Consider the following 13,641-nt stretch of genomic DNA (forward strand, 5'->3'; position numbering starts at 1 on the left):
ATAATTATTATGGAAATAAGGACAAAGTCGAGTTCCAAAGGACCATTTTTAAAAATTTTATTTTATTATTATAAACAAGAATGAAAACTAACATTAATAATGTTAATTTTTTGTTTAATCATTGTAAGTTGTTCATTGTTGTTGCCAATTTTAACATATCAAATGACTAAGGCAATAACAAAAGAACTATCAGAAAAACAAGGACTTCCTTTTGTTGATGATGCACCTGATGGAGTTCTTGCTTTTTGAGGAATTAGTTGAATTAATTTAATTTATGTATCATTAGCTGATGTAGTTATATATTGTATTGTTTCATTTTATTATGATTATGTTGCATATATAATTGGTAGGAAAATTGAAATTAGTTTAAGAAATAGATGTTTAGAAAACTTAGTTAGACAAGACATTTCATATTATTCAAATAAAAAAATAGGGGAAATATTAACAAAAGTTGTTTCAGATACTCAAACTGTTGGTGATCAAGCAGTACAAGTGCCGTTACAAATAGGACTCTCAATTTTTGAAATAGCAGCATCATCTGCTTTAATGTTTGTTTTTACATGAAAATTGGGTTTAATAACACTTTTAATATTTGCTGTATGTATGATTCTTATGGGATTATGTTTTTTTGCTACAAGAAAAAAAGTTTTAAAAGTAAGAGAAATAATAACTTCAATTAATGGTGACGTTACTGATAGAGTTGCAACAGTAAGGCTTATCAAATCTGCAGGTACAGAAAATTATGAAACAAAGAGATTTATAGATGTTCATAAAGAATATTATAAAAAATCAAAAGCTGTTGGTCATAATCAAGCTTTGATGCTAACAACCATGTGAGGTGGAATATTTGTATTAAAATTCTTTTCTATAATTGCAGCTATGCTTGTTTATGGGATGTTTTCAACTCCAGAAGAAGGCCTGCTATTTTTTAAATACACTTTTGCTCCATTTCAATTAGCAGAGAGTATGATGGTTAGTCCATTATTTCAAGTTATGAATGCGCTATTTGGTTTAGTGTATGCTTCTGTTGCTTCAGAAAGAGTAAATGATACTATAAAGGCAAAATCAATTATGAATCATCATTATTTTGATGGTGAAGTCATTGAAAAAATTGAAGGAGATATTTTATTTAAAGGTATTGAATTTGCATATCCTGAAAAACCATCAAAATTAATATTGCCAAAGTTTGATTTTACATTTAAAGAATCAAAAAGCTATGCGTTTGTTGGTGAAACTGGTAGTGGTAAATCAACTATTGCAAAATTATTATTAAGATTTTACGACCCTACTTCTGGATCTATAATAATAAATAAAAATATAAATTTAAAAGATGCTAATTTATCAAGTTATTTAAAACATGTTGGTTATGTTGAACAAGATCCTCAAATTTTATATGGCGATGTATATGAAAATGTAACTTATGGTAGTTTTAATGTTTCTAAAGCAGAAATTATATCGGCTTGTAAAAAGGCAGAATTACATGATTTAGTAATGTCGTGACCTGATAAATACGAAACAATACTAGGAGAGCGTGGGTTTATGCTTAGTGGTGGTCAAAAGCAAAGACTGGTTATCGCGAGAATGTTTTTAAAAAACCCACAACTTTTAATTCTAGATGAAGCTACAAGTGCTCTTGATAATATTGTGGAAAGAGAAATTCAAGAAAAATTAAATACATTAATGAAAGGTAGAACTACAGTCACTATTGCACATAGACTATCTACAATAAAAAATGTTGATGAAATAATTGTTTTAGGTGCTAATGGAAAAGGTATTGTTCAAAGAGGGACTTTTGAAGAACTTAGAGATAAAGAAGGTCACTTCCAAAATTTATATAAAGCTGGGCTTATAGACTAATGGAATTTTTTTTGGTATTATTATTAAGTTTAGGAAAGGTACTTAAATATGAAACCAGATAATTTATGTAAAGCAGGCTGCATAGTATCAATTATAGGTGCAGCAATAGCAATGATAACATTTGTTGGATTAACTTTGTTGTTTATATTAACTGCAGTTTCAGGAACAACTACGCCAACAAGTTCACAAAACTCAAATGATCTAGGAGTTGGAGCAGCTGCCGGTACAGCGGTTGCAATTGTCTCAGTAATTGCAGCTATATTTCTTTTAGCGTTAGCAGCACTTCAAATCCCAACATTAGTATTATGTGCAAAAATATTAAAAGGAACTGCAAGCAGTAAAACTGCTGCAGGTGTTGTTTCAATAATATTTTCCGGGTTAATTGGAGGAATATTAATTTTGTGCGGTAATTACGGGGAAACAAACGAACCAATATCAATGGATAGCCCTGACATTACAAATGAATAGTTTTATTAGCGAGTATATATTATAAAAAAATATAAAAAATACTTGCTTTTTTTATTTTTAATATGCTATTATGAATAGGTAGCATTTACTATGGCTTTTTAGCTCAGTTGGTAGAGCAACCGGCTGTTAACCGGTTGGTCGCAGGTTCGAGTCCTGCAAAAGCCGCCATTTATGGCCTATTGGTGAAGTGGTTAACACACACGGTTTTCATCCGTGCACACACGGGTTCGAACCCCGTATAGGCTACCATTTAAAAAGGAGTGTTAGCTCAGTTGGGAGAGCATCTGCCTTACAAGCAGGCGGTCAGCGGTTCAAGTCCGTTACACTCCACCATTTTTTTATGCTGATGTGGCTCAATTGGCAGAGCAACTGACTTGTAATCAGTAGGTTGTAGGTTCAAGTCCTATCATCAGCACCAGCTCTGAAATTAATTCAACTTAAATAGTTGTTTTTTTTTATATTTTTTTAGTAAGATAATATAGAGGTAAATAATGAAAAAAAATTTAAAAATACCATTATTGGTAGTGGTTTGTGCAGCTTTTATATTACAAGTTCTAACACTGTCTCTTATTGGCATTACAAATAAAAAAATTTTAGATAGTTATAAATCAACCCAATATATTTGAGTCGTATTATATTGTTTATTTTTATTTGGTTTTTTAATTGCAATATTTGTCTTAACTTTAAAAAAAACAAAAAACTCAGCATATGTTTCTTCTATACTGTGTATATCTTATGGCATAATTTCTTTGTTTTCATTTTTAACAATTTCTTGATATTATGGAATACCAAATTTTGCATTAGGTATTGTTCTTATAATCATTGGTTCTATATATATACATAAAAATAAAGAAAATTATTATTAATGTAAAAAATATCTCTAAATAATGATATTATTATTTTGTTGATTTTGTCTCGTTAGCTCAGCCGGTAGAGCAACTGGCTTTTAACCAGTGGGTCATAAGTTCGAATCTTATACGGGACACCATCCACCCGGGATTGGCGGAATTGGCAGACGCACCAGACTTAGGATCTGGCGTGGTAACACGTGGGGGTTCAAGTCCCTTATCCCGGACCATACTTGAAATTTACGCATCTTATGATGCGTTTTTTTATTGTTTAAATTCTTTTATTAATATGTTAATATGAATTAGATATGGAAATAAGGAGGAACTATGGACAATAATTTAGAAACAAATACAAATACAATTGTACTTCAACCAAGAGAGAGACCTAAAAGTGTATATCAATGAATTTTGTTATCTTTACAACACGTTTTTGCAATGTTTGGTGCAACTGTTCTTGTGCCTCTTGTAATTAATAAAACTGCAGATGTTACAGTTATTAACATATCAATGGCTTTGTTTTGTAGCGGGTTTGGAACTCTTATATATATTGCTTTTACTGCAGCAAAAGTGCCAATATATCTAGGTAGTAGTTTTGCATATATGAGTGTTTTAGGATTAGGATTCAAAGATTATGGATGAGGAAATGCAATTTTTATTGGTGTTTTCATGGTCGGTATAGTGTATATAATTTTTGGATTTATTATACATTGAACTGGGGTTAAGTGAATAAAAAAATCTTTTGCACCTATTGTAATTGGTCCCATTGTCATTGTAATTGGACTTAGTGCTGTTTCAAGTGCTTTAACAAACGCTGGGATAATATGAACCTCAAATGAACCTAGTGAAGGCCTGTACTATCCTCAATGACTTGCGTTATTAATTGCTTTTATAACCTTTGTTGTTGCAGCAATATTTATGCTAAAAGCTAAATCATTTTTAAAAGTAATTCCTATATTAATAGCACTATTGTTTGGATATCTAGTATCTATCATTTTTCATTTTGCATTCAAACCACTAGGATATAATTTAATCAATACAGATTTAATTACAAATGTAAGTAATTGACAATGATATCCAAGTTTTAAAAAAATTTGAGATGTTGAACCATCAAATATTGGACCTGCATTAGTTGGAATAGTTCCAATAGCTTTAGTTACAATGACTGAACATTTAGGTGATCATATTAATATTGGCTCAATGACAAATAAAGATTTTATAAAAGACCCAGGACTAAGTCGCACACTAATGGCTGATGGAGTTGCAATGTCTATGGCAGGTTTGATTGGTGGTCCTGCAAACGCAACTTACTCAGAAAATACAAGTGTAGTTTCAATTACGAAAGTGGCAAGTGTTTGAGTTACTGGACTTGCAGCAATTTTTGCTATTATCATGAGTTTCATAGCTCCTATTAATCAAATTATTATGATGATACCATTACCAGTTATGGGAGCTATAAGCATTGTTTTATTTGGAATGATTAGTTCTAATGGAATAAAAATATTAGTTGATGCAAAGATTGACTTTAAAAATGCTAAGAATATAATTGTAATATCATTAATTTTATCAATAGGTATTGGAATGTCTTTGACAAACAGTACTATTAAAATAGGTGATTCTTTTAATATTACTGGATTATTTTTAGCAACATTTGTTGGAATATTTTCAAACTTACTATTGCCAAATCAAGATAATCTTGGTTTTAAAACACTTTTTAAATCTAAACTAAATAAAGATTTAAAACCAATTGAAAATAGGAAAAATGAAAAAATAACAAAAGACAAGAGCAAAAGCAAAAGTAGTTCAAATAATAAAAATAAAAAAGATTAATAAAGAAAGGTTGGGTAGCATGGAAATAAAATTGAAAAAAAACATTGTAATTTTTTCTGATTTGGATGGTACTGCACTTTTAGATAACCATGAGTTTAGTGATAGGTTAAAAAATCTAATTAATAGACTATACGAAAAAAATATTTACTTTGTTCCAGTTACTGCAAGAATTACAAAAGATGCAGTTAACCAACAAGCAATATATTTAGGTTTAGATAAACACAAAGGAATTGTGGTTGCTAATAATGGGAGCCAAGTATATGATTTTTCTAAAAATAAATTTATTATTGATAAACACATTAGCAAAGAATTATTAAAAAAAATCTTTGATATGACTTATGGTAAGATTGGAGAATACAAAGTTCATTATTTTGCAGGTGACACTTGTTATGTTTATGGTTTTGGAGAAAATTCAAATTATTGAGCAAAAGTCATGAATGTAGATTACAAAATAATAAATAAATTTGAAGATATAGAAAAAAACGTTTCGCATATGACTTTCATTTTAAATGAAGAGTATGCGGAAAAAAACAAAGAAAAGTTTTTAGAAGAATTTGATTTTTTATTAGATCAAATTGATATAATAAAATATACGAATAGGGTTTATGAATTAGCATCAAAAAATGTTAATAAAGGTTCTATTGTAATAGAAATATTAAACTATTTAGGTTTAGATAAAAATGAAACAACAACATTTGCATTTGGAGATGGATATAATGATATACCACTTTTAAAGTCAGTTGATTATCCAATTGCATTAGAAAACTCAATCGATGAGTTAAAAGAAATTGCATTTGCAATAACAAAAAGCAATAACGAAGATGGGGTAGCTCATTTTATTGAAAAAGAAATTTTAAAGGAGAAATAATTATGGAATTATTACATGTTAAAACAATAGAAGAATTAGATAAATTATTAAAATCAAATAAATCAGTAGTAGTAGATTTTTATGCAGAATGGTGTGGTCCTTGTAAAATGTTAGCACCAATCTTTGAACAAGTTTCAAGTGAAGTCAAAGACACTCAATTTATAAAAGTTAATGTTGATGAAGCATCAGAAGTAGCTAATAAATACGGAGTTCGTTCAATACCAACTGTAATATCATTTAAGGATGGTAATTTGGATAAAGAAAACACAGGATTTATGTCTAAAGATGTTTTACTAGATTTTATTAAATAATATGCACAATGTAAAACTTATTGTCATGGATATTGATGGAACTTTATTGGGAAAAGGTCATAAGGTGTCTAAAAAAACTTTAGATATACTTAAAATGGCAAGAGCAAAAAATATAAAAATATGTCTAGCAACAGGTAGACATTTTTATCGTACAGAAGAAATCTCTCGAATTATTGAATCTGATGTGAACAATGATTATTTAGTTTGCTTAAATGGAGGCGCTCTTTATAAATATGAAAATAAAAACTTAAATGTGATTTATGAGAAAACTTTTAGCGAAGAAGAATTTAATTATATTTACGATGAATCAAAAAAGATCAAACTAAATTGTTTTAGTTATGATAAAAATAACGAGACCGCATACGTTGTTAAGAAATCACTTTTTACATTCATTTTAGGTAAAGTTTCTAAAAGAAAACCCGTTGTTTATGATAATGAAACAAAAAACATTTCTTATAAAATTATTGGTAACGGAAAACCCGCTGCAATTAAAAAAATAAAACAAATACTCCAAAAAAAATCTTTCAGAATTTATGATTGAAGTTACAGTAATAAATCAAAAAGGATTGAAATATCTCCCAAAGATGTTAATAAGGTATGTGCAATAAAAAAACTAGCTGAATTAGAAAAAATTAATAAAGAGGAAATAGTATTTTTTGGAGATGGTGATAATGATAAAGAACTATTGAGTTGAGTAAAATATGGAGTTGCAATGGGTAACGCTCATAAAGAAGTTCTTCGTCATGCAAGCTATAAAACCAAGAAGAATACAAAAGATGGAATTGAATATTTTTTAAAAAGTATATTAAACATATAGTAAATTAAAACTTATGTTTGTATATTTTTTGTTTTTGTTATATTATTATTCAAGCAAATTATTTAGGAGGAAATAACATTATGAAATTAAAAGAAGTTATTAATATAAAACAATATTTAATAGCAGAATGATTTGATGTTGTTATTACTCGTGTTGAATGATATGAAATAGTACTAGAAACAGAAACTCTCTCCCTAATGGCGTAATGAGTTATCAAATTACGCGCATACAATTTAATAAATAGAGGAGAATTCACTATGAAAGACAAAAAAAATATTTTAGAAATTCGTGATTTAACTAAAAGTTACGATGGTAAAGTTGTTTTAAAAGGTGTGAGTTTTAATGTCAAAGAAGGAGAATTTATTACATTGTTAGGCCCATCTGGGTGTGGTAAGTCTACTACCTTAAATATAATTGGTGGTAGAGAAAAACAAGAATCAGGACAAATTTTATTTGAAGGTAAAGATTTGACCCCAATTCCAAGTAATAAAAGACAAATAAATACAATTTTTCAAAATTATGCTTTATTTCCTCACTATGATGTATATGACAATATAGCCTATGGACTTAGAATTAAAAAGACTAAAGAAAGTCTTGTTACTAAAGAAGTTATGCATTATATTAAAAAATTTTCATTAGAAGGTCTAGAAAATAAAAGGGTTCATGAATTAAGTGGTGGTCAAAAACAAAGGGTTGCCATTGCAAGAGCGCTTATATTAAAACCTAGAATTCTATTACTTGATGAACCAATGTCAGCATTAGATGTTCATTTAAGAAAAAGAATGCAAGATGAATTAAAAGAACTTCAAGAAGAGGTCGGAATTACTTTTATATTAGTTACTCATGATCAAGAAGAAGCCTTAACTTTAAGTGACAGAATAGTTGTAATAAATGACGGAGCAATCCAACAAATTGGTACACCAGAAGCAATATATAATGAACCTGAAAATAGATGAGTCGCAAAATTTATTGGTTCTTCAAACATTATTGAAGATGGAGAATTTATTAAGGATCAAAAAGTAAAATTCGATCAAAAAGAATTTGAATGTACTGATAAAGGTTTTGGCGAAAATCAAAAAAATATTGATATAGTTATAAGACCTGAAGATGTAGTAATTGATGAACCTGGAAAAGGATATTTTGACGGAATTGTTGAAAATATTATATTTAAGGGAGTTCATTATGAAATAACAATAAAATGTTTAAATAGAATTTTTAAAGCACACACAACTCAATTTCATGATTTTGATAAAAAAATATCGGTTAAATGAGCACCTGATGATTTACACGTTATGTGAAAAGAAATAGATGAATAGCATTCCACATAAAGACGATATTTTAAAATCAGAAAATACTGAACTACAAAATGAGTTGAATGAAATTGAAAATATAGAAATGGAATTTACCGAACCTGAACCAGAAGCTCCAAAGCAAAGTTTCAGAGAAAAAATAGGTAATTTCAAAGTTGTAAAATCATTAAAATCAAAAGTTTGACCCGTACTATTACCTTTTATTGTTGTAATGAGCATTTTGGTAATATTACCACTTATAGGTATCATAATTTTTGCAATTGTAGAACCCACAAATGACAGTGTTAAATTTTCTATAAGTTTAAAAAACTTTTTCAAATTATTCACAACAGGTTCTATTATGCTAGTGCTTGGACTTTCACTATTATATGCATTTGGAGCAAGTGTAATAACAATTATAATAGCTTATCCAGTGGCACTTATAATGTCTCAATTAAAAAATAAATTGTTGGCAAAAAATATGTGAGTACTTGTTACGTTGCCAATTTGAATTTCAATGATATTGAAAATATTAGGACTTAGAAGTGTTTTTATGATACTATCAACTTCAATAATTGGAACACCAATTGCTATTGTAATCGGAATGGTTTACATGTTCTTGCCATTTGCTATTGCTCCAATTTATAATGGGTTAGAAAATCAAGATAGTACATATTATTATGCAGCCCTTGATTTAAAAGCAAGTAAAATAAAAGCCTTTTTTCATACCACTTTTAGAGCATCTCTACCAGGAGTTTTTGCTGGGTTCACACTTGTTATTGTCCAAGCAGCAACATCACTTCTTGTTGTTAGATATATGGGTGATGGAAAAATAAACTTAATAACAAACATAATAGAAAATTATTTCTTTAGAGGTACTGATTTTGGTTATGGAGCAGCAGTTGCTGTTGTACTTGCTATATTATTGTTGATGATTATGGGTATTATGAAATTAATATCTAATCGATTTGAAGTAAGGGGGTCAAAAAAATGAAAAAGCTCATCAAATCCTGTTATTTCCTAATAATAATGTTGATTATCTATGTTCCTATTGCAACAATGATTTTTTTATCATTTAATAGTGGTAGAAATGTAGATGATTTTACTGATTTTAGTTTTAAGTGATATAAGTATTTAATTGAATATTCACCATTCATTAAATCAATAACAGTTTCATTATTTGTAGCGATGATATCAACTGTTATATCAATAATAATTGGTGTTATGGCATGTTATGGTTTAACAAGAATAAGAAAAAGAACTGCAAACAGATGGGTTAGAGTCGCAAATATACCACTTATCAATGCTGACGTAATTACTGCTGTAAGTCTTATGATTATATTTGTTTTAGCAGGAATTAAATTTGGAATTGTAACATTAATTGCAGCGCACGTTTCATTTAACGTTCCTTACGTTATAGTTACAGTTTTACCATTTATGAATAGAATTGATAAAAACCTTATTGATGCTTCAAGAGATTTGGGTGGAACTCAAAGACAAACATTCTTTAAAGTAATATTGCCAATTCTTTTACCATCAATAATAACAGCTACTGCAATTTCTTTTGCTATGAGTTTCGACGACTTTATCATTTCATACTTTACTGGTGGTGATCAAACTAACGTTTCTACATTTATATATACCGCTAAAAAAATTACTCCTTATATAAATGCATTTGGAACAATTTTAGTTGTCACTATTGTTTTGATTATTCTTATTTGAAATGCTATACAAATTACTACTCAAAGCATAAAAGAAAATAAATTAAAAATTAAAAATGGAACATATAAATTAAAAGAAAAAAGCAATCTAGAGAAAAAAATTATATATTACAAAAAATGTATAGAAACAAAATCTCAAATAATAGTAAGTTTGAATTTGTTTTACTGATTTAAATATAAATTTTTACAATTACAGTATAAAAGATTAAGTAATAAAAATCTTAATACAAAAATAAGTAAACTAGAATGAAAAAAAGAAATACTTTTAGAAAAAATAAATAGTGATAGAAAAGCGCAATCCGTATTAGCTAAATACGAAGCTAAAAAAGAACAAATTATTAGTAAAAACAAAAATAAAAAAATTCAAAATTTTGATTTATTAATACAAAGTATAGATAAAAAAATTGTAAAATTTCAACAAAAAGTAGATTTGATTCAAGAACAAAAAATCGAATCCCAAAAAGCTATTGAGCAATTACAAAAAGATATTGAAATTTATAAAGAAGACTTATCTAAGGAAAAAAATCCTAATAAAAAATTAACAGATTGATACAATGCTAAAATCAATGAATTAAATGCACAAATTATTATTTTAAAAGAAGGAAAAAATAATTATAAATTAAAGCAAACAATTGATAAACTTGGAGAGTTAAAAAACAAAATTGAAAATAGAATGCTTTCAAAATATAATGACCTACAAGTTTGAAAAAGAAAAGTTAAAAAAATAGTTTCTTTTGGACATCGATTTGATACAAAAGAATCATCAAATAACTTATCTATTAAAAAAGAACAACTTATAGAAAATAAAATAAATAAATATACAAGTCTTATTGAAACTACTCAATTAAAACTTGATAGACTTGAAAACAAAGTTTCTAATAAAAAAGAAAAATACTTCCCTGAAGTAATTAGTGAAGAAGTTGTTGTTAAAAATAATATATGGATTAAAAGAAACTGAAGAAAAATTCTTATGTCAACAAGTGTTTTAGCGGCATTCTCATTATTTACAACAGCATATATTCTTAATAACTCATATGATCTTATTATTGGTAACTGAGGTAGTTATATTGCTCCGGGTGTTATTGAAGGATTTGAAAAACAAGAAGGTATTAAAATTAACTACCAACAATATGATTCAAATGAAAGCCTTTACAATAAAACTTACACATTTGACTACGACATAATGGTTCCGAGTGAGTATATGGTTAAAAAACTAGCTGAGGAAGACAAACTTCAAAAAATTGATTATAATTGTATAAAAAAAGTTAATAAACCAGGTGTTGAAGAAAAAGGTGCATGTCAATTTGAATCAATTGAACAAAAAGACTATAAAGATTCAAATGGTGTAACAGCATATACAATTATGGATGGTCTTCAAAATATTTTAGATAAAACAAAAATAAATGTAGATGAAAGCATTCTTGACTACTCAGTAAATTGATTTTGAGGAGATGTAAGAATGGCATTCAACATAGGTACTGATGATGGTAATCCTAGAACAGAACTTATAAACTTTATGAAAGAAAGGGACTTATTTTTGAATTCCAATGAAGAAGAAGATCCTTTTAAATGAGAAATTAATCCTGAAAAATTATCTTGAAATATTCTTTGAGAAGCTGCTGATGCAGGTTTTGATTTAAAACTAAATGAAGACCCAAAAAATGTTTTCATGTATGCATTTGAAAAAATGTACGGATTAGTTGACGTTAATTCAACAGAAGAAAGCGAAAAACAAAACTCCGCACAAAAAGAAGAAAAAATCGATGCAGCAGCAGTTGAGATATCTAAATTATTAAATCACTCAAATGTTGGACTATACGGTGATAACATAATGGACGCAGTTCATGCAAAAAACTATGACATCGCAGTAATTTATAATGGTGATTTAATTTGAGCAACAGCACCTGATTTTAGTTCTGACGATGATGACGATGATACAAGTAGTGATGAGCAAGCAACAATTAATAAAATCGATGAAGAAGATGAGTGAGTTTACACTACTCTTTCTGCTACTCCACAATTTAAGCATGATGACTTTAAAGAAGGAACAAATGTTTGAAGTGATAATCTTGTATTTAGTAAAACAAATAAAAATTTAGAGTTATCATATAAATTCATTAATTATATGAATGATTATGATATTCAAAAGAAACAAGTAGAAGAAGCCACAGCGGCAGTATTGTCAGAAGAATTAAAAGATGAAATTATCGGTAATGACGAAAATAAAGAAGGTTGAGGAGATCCTTGAACCCAATGATATGAACCTATTACACAAAATGCAAAACCTTTTGGATTTGATAAAAAATGGGATAACTATCTAGTTGATAAATTTAATCAAATTATCTCTACAAAACATTAAATATTTTAAATAATGTTTAATAAATGATTATATTTTTGTATAATCATTTTTGTAATGGTACCATAGCCAAGAGGCTAAGGCATGGGACTGCAACTCCCTGATCGTCGGTTCGACTCCGACTGGTACCTCCAAATTGAAATTTAGGACTTATATGTCCTTTTTTTATTTAAAATAATTTTTAACTTATTATAAAAAAAGTATTATATTTAATAAAATTCTTGTTATAATAATAATTGTCAATTTTAAATTAATTGTCAAAAATATTGAAAACTATATTATAATAAACTTGGTTTTGTTAATAATGCGCCTTTAGATCAATTGGATAGATCGTTTGACTACGGATCAAAAGGTTAGGGGTTCGAGTCCCTTAAGGCGCGCCATTATGGAAATCGAATATTATAATATAGAATTGTAATATTCACATATCGGGAAGTGGCTCAGCTTGGTAGAGCATTCGGTTTGGGACCGAAGGGTCGCAGGTTCGAATCCTGTCTTCCCGACCATTATATATTTTGTTTTATATGGGCCCGTAGCTCAGCTGGGAGAGCACCTGCCTTGCACGCAGGGGGTCGACGGTTCGATCCCGTTCGGGTCCACCATATATGGCGGGGTAGCTCAGCTGGTTAGAGCGCTCGGCTCATACCCGGGAGGTCAAGAGTTCAAGTCTCTTCCCCGCTACCATATATATTATTTTTGGACCTTTAGCTCAGTTGGTTAGAGCATCCGGCTCATAACCGGATGGTCATTGGTTCGAGTCCAATAAGGTCCACCATAATTTTGGCTCTAGATAAAATTGCTATAGGTTACAAATTTGAAATTTATCATGGAAGATTACCCAAGTCTGGCTGAAGGGGTCGGTCTTGAAAACCGAGAGTCGGGGAAACCCGAGCGGGGGTTCGAATCCCTCATCTTCCGCCATTATTTCATATCGCGGGGTGGAGCAGTTGGTAGCTCGTCGGGCTCATAACCCGAAGGCCGTAGGTTCAAGTCCTGCCCCCGCAACCATTTGGCCCCATAGCGAAGTTGGTTATCGCGCCTCCCTGTCACGGAGGAGATCACGGGTTCGAGTCCCGTTGGGGTCGCCATTAGGTTTCGTAGCTCAGTTGGTAGAGCAGTTGACTGAAGCTCAACGTGTCGGCGGTTCAATTCCGTCCGAAACCACCATGAATGAAATTCCGCACTTTAAAGTGCTTTTTTTATTTTTTAATAAAATATTTTTATATTTAATTAAAAAATAAAAAAACTTAAAAAATAGTCTAGAATAATATTTAATATG

The 13,641-nt window shown here is 29.3% G+C and carries 11 protein-coding genes and 16 tRNA genes; all 27 read left to right on the forward strand.

Features of this window, described 5'->3' with window-relative positions:
* The first annotated feature begins 9 nt into the window (after positions 1 to 9).
* The 27 genes from SLITO_RS00585 to SLITO_RS00710 all read left to right on the forward strand — a co-directional run bounded on the left by SLITO_RS00585 (position 10) and on the right by SLITO_RS00710 (position 13,529).
* On the forward strand, positions 10 to 1,857 hold the full coding sequence (locus tag SLITO_RS00585; RefSeq protein ID WP_075057877.1) for an ABC transporter ATP-binding protein: 1,848 nt from the start codon (positions 10 to 12) through the stop codon (positions 1,855 to 1,857).
* Positions 1,858 to 1,905: 48 nt separating this feature from the next.
* Positions 1,906 to 2,325 (forward strand): hypothetical protein, encoded by a 420-nt coding sequence (locus SLITO_RS00590; RefSeq protein WP_075057878.1) that lies wholly within the window; start codon positions 1,906 to 1,908, stop codon positions 2,323 to 2,325.
* 92 nt (positions 2,326 to 2,417) lie between these two features.
* Positions 2,418 to 2,493: transfer RNA gene (locus tag SLITO_RS00595), tRNA-Asn, on the forward strand.
* 5 nt (positions 2,494 to 2,498) lie between these two features.
* Positions 2,499 to 2,574, forward strand: a tRNA-Glu gene (locus SLITO_RS00600).
* An 8-nt stretch (positions 2,575 to 2,582) separates the two neighbouring features.
* Positions 2,583 to 2,658, forward strand: a tRNA-Val gene (locus SLITO_RS00605).
* A 9-nt stretch (positions 2,659 to 2,667) separates the two neighbouring features.
* Positions 2,668 to 2,743 (forward strand) — tRNA-Thr (locus SLITO_RS00610).
* Between the two features lie 73 nt (positions 2,744 to 2,816).
* Positions 2,817 to 3,191: a hypothetical protein gene (locus SLITO_RS00615; RefSeq protein ID WP_075057879.1), complete on the forward strand. Its 375-nt coding sequence runs from the start codon at positions 2,817 to 2,819 to the stop codon at positions 3,189 to 3,191.
* A gap of 46 nt (positions 3,192 to 3,237) precedes the next feature.
* A tRNA-Lys gene (locus tag SLITO_RS00620) sits at positions 3,238 to 3,313 on the forward strand.
* 5 nt (positions 3,314 to 3,318) lie between these two features.
* Positions 3,319 to 3,403 (forward strand) — tRNA-Leu (locus SLITO_RS00625).
* Positions 3,404 to 3,500: 97 nt separating this feature from the next.
* Positions 3,501 to 5,000, forward strand: coding sequence for a uracil-xanthine permease family protein (locus SLITO_RS00630; RefSeq protein ID WP_075057880.1), 1,500 nt, complete (start codon positions 3,501 to 3,503; stop codon positions 4,998 to 5,000).
* A 19-nt stretch (positions 5,001 to 5,019) separates the two neighbouring features.
* Complete coding sequence (locus SLITO_RS00635; RefSeq protein ID WP_075057881.1) at positions 5,020 to 5,868, forward strand: HAD-IIB family hydrolase; 849 nt, start codon at positions 5,020 to 5,022, stop codon at positions 5,866 to 5,868.
* Between the two features lie 2 nt (positions 5,869 to 5,870).
* Positions 5,871 to 6,179, forward strand: coding sequence for a thioredoxin (gene trxA / locus SLITO_RS00640; RefSeq protein ID WP_075057882.1), 309 nt, complete (start codon positions 5,871 to 5,873; stop codon positions 6,177 to 6,179).
* A gap of 1 nt (position 6,180) precedes the next feature.
* On the forward strand, positions 6,181 to 6,996 hold the full coding sequence (locus SLITO_RS00645; RefSeq protein WP_075057883.1) for a Cof-type HAD-IIB family hydrolase: 816 nt from the start codon (positions 6,181 to 6,183) through the stop codon (positions 6,994 to 6,996).
* Between the two features lie 80 nt (positions 6,997 to 7,076).
* Positions 7,077 to 7,202, forward strand: a complete 126-nt coding sequence (locus SLITO_RS06155) for a hypothetical protein (protein ID WP_257719730.1) — start codon at positions 7,077 to 7,079, stop codon at positions 7,200 to 7,202.
* 51 nt (positions 7,203 to 7,253) lie between these two features.
* Positions 7,254 to 8,312: a spermidine/putrescine ABC transporter ATP-binding protein gene (gene potA / locus SLITO_RS00650; RefSeq protein WP_075057884.1), complete on the forward strand. Its 1,059-nt coding sequence runs from the start codon at positions 7,254 to 7,256 to the stop codon at positions 8,310 to 8,312.
* On the forward strand, positions 8,305 to 9,309 hold the full coding sequence (gene potB, locus SLITO_RS00655) for a spermidine/putrescine ABC transporter permease (protein ID WP_083433316.1): 1,005 nt from the start codon (positions 8,305 to 8,307) through the stop codon (positions 9,307 to 9,309). The genes potA and potB overlap by 8 nt, the downstream gene beginning before the upstream one ends.
* Entirely contained in the window at positions 9,276 to 12,365 is a 3,090-nt protein-coding gene (potCD, locus tag SLITO_RS00660) for a spermidine/putrescine ABC transporter permease/substrate-binding protein (protein WP_075057885.1), read from the forward strand. Before potB ends, potCD begins: the two co-directional genes overlap by 34 nt.
* 56 nt (positions 12,366 to 12,421) lie before the next feature.
* Positions 12,422 to 12,496, forward strand: a tRNA-Cys gene (locus SLITO_RS00665).
* A 172-nt stretch (positions 12,497 to 12,668) separates the two neighbouring features.
* Positions 12,669 to 12,745: transfer RNA gene (locus tag SLITO_RS00670), tRNA-Arg, on the forward strand.
* A gap of 46 nt (positions 12,746 to 12,791) precedes the next feature.
* Positions 12,792 to 12,868, forward strand: a tRNA-Pro gene (locus tag SLITO_RS00675).
* Positions 12,869 to 12,888: 20 nt separating this feature from the next.
* A tRNA-Ala gene (locus SLITO_RS00680) sits at positions 12,889 to 12,964 on the forward strand.
* Positions 12,965 to 12,969: 5 nt separating this feature from the next.
* Positions 12,970 to 13,046: transfer RNA gene (locus tag SLITO_RS00685), tRNA-Met, on the forward strand.
* 14 nt (positions 13,047 to 13,060) lie between these two features.
* Positions 13,061 to 13,137: transfer RNA gene (locus tag SLITO_RS00690), tRNA-Ile, on the forward strand.
* Between the two features lie 53 nt (positions 13,138 to 13,190).
* Positions 13,191 to 13,283, forward strand: a tRNA-Ser gene (locus tag SLITO_RS00695).
* Positions 13,284 to 13,294: 11 nt separating this feature from the next.
* Positions 13,295 to 13,370 (forward strand) — tRNA-Met (locus tag SLITO_RS00700).
* A gap of 3 nt (positions 13,371 to 13,373) precedes the next feature.
* Positions 13,374 to 13,450 (forward strand) — tRNA-Asp (locus SLITO_RS00705).
* Positions 13,451 to 13,453: 3 nt separating this feature from the next.
* A tRNA-Phe gene (locus tag SLITO_RS00710) sits at positions 13,454 to 13,529 on the forward strand.
* Positions 13,530 to 13,641 lie beyond the last annotated feature (112 nt).

Source organism: Spiroplasma litorale (assembly GCF_001267155.1).
GTDB lineage: Bacteria > Bacillota_I > Bacilli_A > Mycoplasmatales > Mycoplasmataceae > Spiroplasma_A > Spiroplasma_A litorale.